2 protein-coding genes are annotated in these 2580 nt (G+C 70.3%); both read right to left on the minus strand.

What is annotated here, in order from left to right; genetic code table 11:
• Positions 1-57: 57 nt before the first annotated feature.
• The gene (locus tag K6I34_RS35395) at positions 58-837 is read right to left on the minus strand and encodes an SDR family oxidoreductase (RefSeq protein ID WP_229332133.1); all 780 of its coding nucleotides are present in this window, start codon (positions 835-837) and stop codon (positions 58-60) included.
• Between the two features lie 236 nt (positions 838-1073).
• Complete coding sequence (locus K6I34_RS35400; RefSeq protein ID WP_229332134.1) at positions 1074-2267, minus strand: transposase; 1194 nt, start codon at positions 2265-2267, stop codon at positions 1074-1076.
• Positions 2268-2580 lie beyond the last annotated feature (313 nt).

The following is a 2580-nucleotide window of genomic DNA, read 5'->3' on the forward strand; positions in this document are numbered from 1 at the left end:
GTGGGGAGGTGGCGGCCGGGGCGGTGGCGGCCGGGCTGTCGGCCGGCCGGTCGGCGGTCATCGCGCCGGGCCCTGGCCCGGGACCTCTTCGAGCCTGCGCTGGAGGTGGTTCATGCCGCGCAGCCAGCGGTCGGGGTCGGTGGCGCGGGCCGCGTAGTAGTCGGCGACCTCGGGGTGCGGGAGGATCAGGAAGCGGCCCGCGGCCATGCCCTCGAACAGGGCGTCGGCGACCTGCGCGGGCTCGATGGCGGTGGGGACGAGCACGAGCTCCCCGGCCGCGCCGGTGCCGCGCAGCATGTCGGTGCGCACGCCCTGCGGGCAGATGGCGTGCACGTCGATGCCGCAGTGCCGGTAGGTGAGGGAGAGCCATTCGGCGAAGGCGAGCGCGGCGTGCTTGGAGACGCTGTAGGGCGCCGAGCCGAGCATGGTGAGCAGCCCGGCGGCGGACACGGTGGCGACGAACCGGCCGCTGCCGCGGTCCAGCCACTCGGGCAGCAGCTCGCGGGCGGCCCGGACATGCGCCATGACGTTGACGTCCCAGGCGGCCTCCCAGACGTCCTCCTCCGCCTCGGGGCCGCCCGCCGGGGCGACGCCCGCGTTGGCGCAGTAGATGTCGACGCGCCCGCCGAGCGCCTCGCGGGCCGCGGGGACGACGGTGGAGGCGTCCCCGGGGACGGCGGTCGCGCCGATCTCCTCGGCGACCGCGCGGGCCTTGCCGACGTCGAGGTCGTTGACCACGACGCGGGCGCCCTCGGCGGCGAATCTGCGGGCGAGCGCGGCGCCGATACCGCCGCCCGCCCCGGTGACCACGACTGCCGCGTCCCGCACTGTGCCCACGCCCACGTCTCCCTCGCTCGCGCTCGGCTGCTCGGGGCAGACTAACCAGTCGGTATGTGGCCGCGGAAGAGGGCGGGCGAGAGCGCGGGCAGCATGGAGGCGCGCCCTCCGCGGGCCGGCCGGTGGTGCGGAGGCGCGCCGTCCGCCATCCTGCCCAGCAGCAGGCCGCACAATCCCGAACCCGCCGCGTTAGGTTCCTGCCCGTGACTCCTCCACCCTTTGGGGGTGGCTTCTCGCTATGCCGGTACGGCTTCGCGACGGGCCAGCCCGGCCCGTAGGACATTCAGAGCGCCCACCGTGTCAGCGTGCGCGGTGTGGCCACACGAGACGCAGTGAAACTTCCCCTGTGTGGGCCGGTTCTCCTTGGCGACATGCCCGCATTCGGGGCAGGTGCGGGAGGTGTTGCGGGGGTCCACCGCCATCACTTCCCGCCCGGCACTCTCAGCCTTGGCACTCAGGATCGCGAGGAACACCCCCCACCCGGCATCGGCAATACTTCGGTTGAGCCCGGCCTTGGCTGCTGCCCCGTTCGGGGCATAGGTGCCATCCCCGTTCGGGCGTGGCCCGGGAGCCTTGCTCATACTGCGGATCTTGAGGTCTTCGTGCGCGATGAAATCGTGTTCCCGCACGAGACCGAGCGCGGCCTTATGAGCGTGATCAAGCCTCTGACGGCGCACCTTGCGGTGCAGCGTGGCGACCTTTTGAACAGCCTTGCGACGTCGCCTGGAGCCGCGCTTGCATCGGCTGAGAGCCTGCTGCGCGGACTCCAGCCGCGCGGCGGACTTCCGGCCATGACGAGGGTTTTCGATGTGCTCGCCGCTAGAGGTGGTAAAGAACGAGGCTACGCCCATGTCGATGCCAACCACGCTGCCCGTGGCGGGCAGCGGCTCGGGCATGGCCTGCTCGGCGGTCAGAACCACGTACCAGTGCTTGCCCTCACGTTTGACCGAGATCGTCTTCACCCTGCCGACCACCGCACGATGCTGGTGCACCCTGACGTTCCCGACGCCTTGGAGGCGGACACGGGTCACGGGGTCGTGCGGGGTGGAATCCCAGCGGCAGCCGTCGCCGTCCTTGGGAAAGTCCACCGTGTCGAACCGACCAATCCCGCGGAAGCGGGGATACCCCGGCTTTTCGCCTGCCTTAACACGGCGGAAGAACGCGGCGAACGCTTTGTCCAGCCGACGTAGCGTCGCCTGCTGCGAGGAGAACGACCAACGGCCCTGCCGCTCAGGGTCGAATGCCCGGATCTCTTTGAGCTGCGCGGATTGCTGTCCATATGTGATGTTCGTCTTCGACGCGTGTTGGCAGGCGTCCCGGCGTTCCTGAAGCGCGCCGTTGTACAGGGAACAGTGATCGCGCAGCATCTCACCGAGCGCAATCCGCTGGCTCACGGTAGGCCGTAGGAGGAACTTGTACGCACGGATCATTCGCCTGCCCCCCTTCCGCCTGAGCCAGCGTGACCATACTAGGCGTACTTAATGGCACTACGCAGGCAGTTGCACCCCCGGCTCTCGGTGAAGGCGTCATGCCGCGCACAACTGCATGCACGTCCATGGGGCTGCCCCCACCTCGACAGGGGGGCGCAGCGGATGGTGCGTCAGGGGCGCCGGGAGCGATCGTGGCAGAGGGCCCCGACCGTTTCCCGTTCCCCTCTCCGAGGAGTCACCGATGCCTTCCGTACGGCGCGTCCCGCGGCCGTCCCTGCTTCTGGCACTGCTGGTGTCGCTGGGGGTGCTGCTG

The organism is Streptomyces sp. UNOC14_S4 (assembly GCF_020740835.1).
Taxonomy (GTDB): Bacteria; Actinomycetota; Actinomycetes; order Streptomycetales; family Streptomycetaceae; genus Streptomyces.

What these genes read in the sequence shown, in the direction of transcription:
- K6I34_RS35400 (WP_229332134.1), bottom strand. Translation starts at nt 2,267, where the DNA reads ATGATCCGTGCGTACAAGTTCCTCCTACGGCCTACCGTGAGCCAGCGG.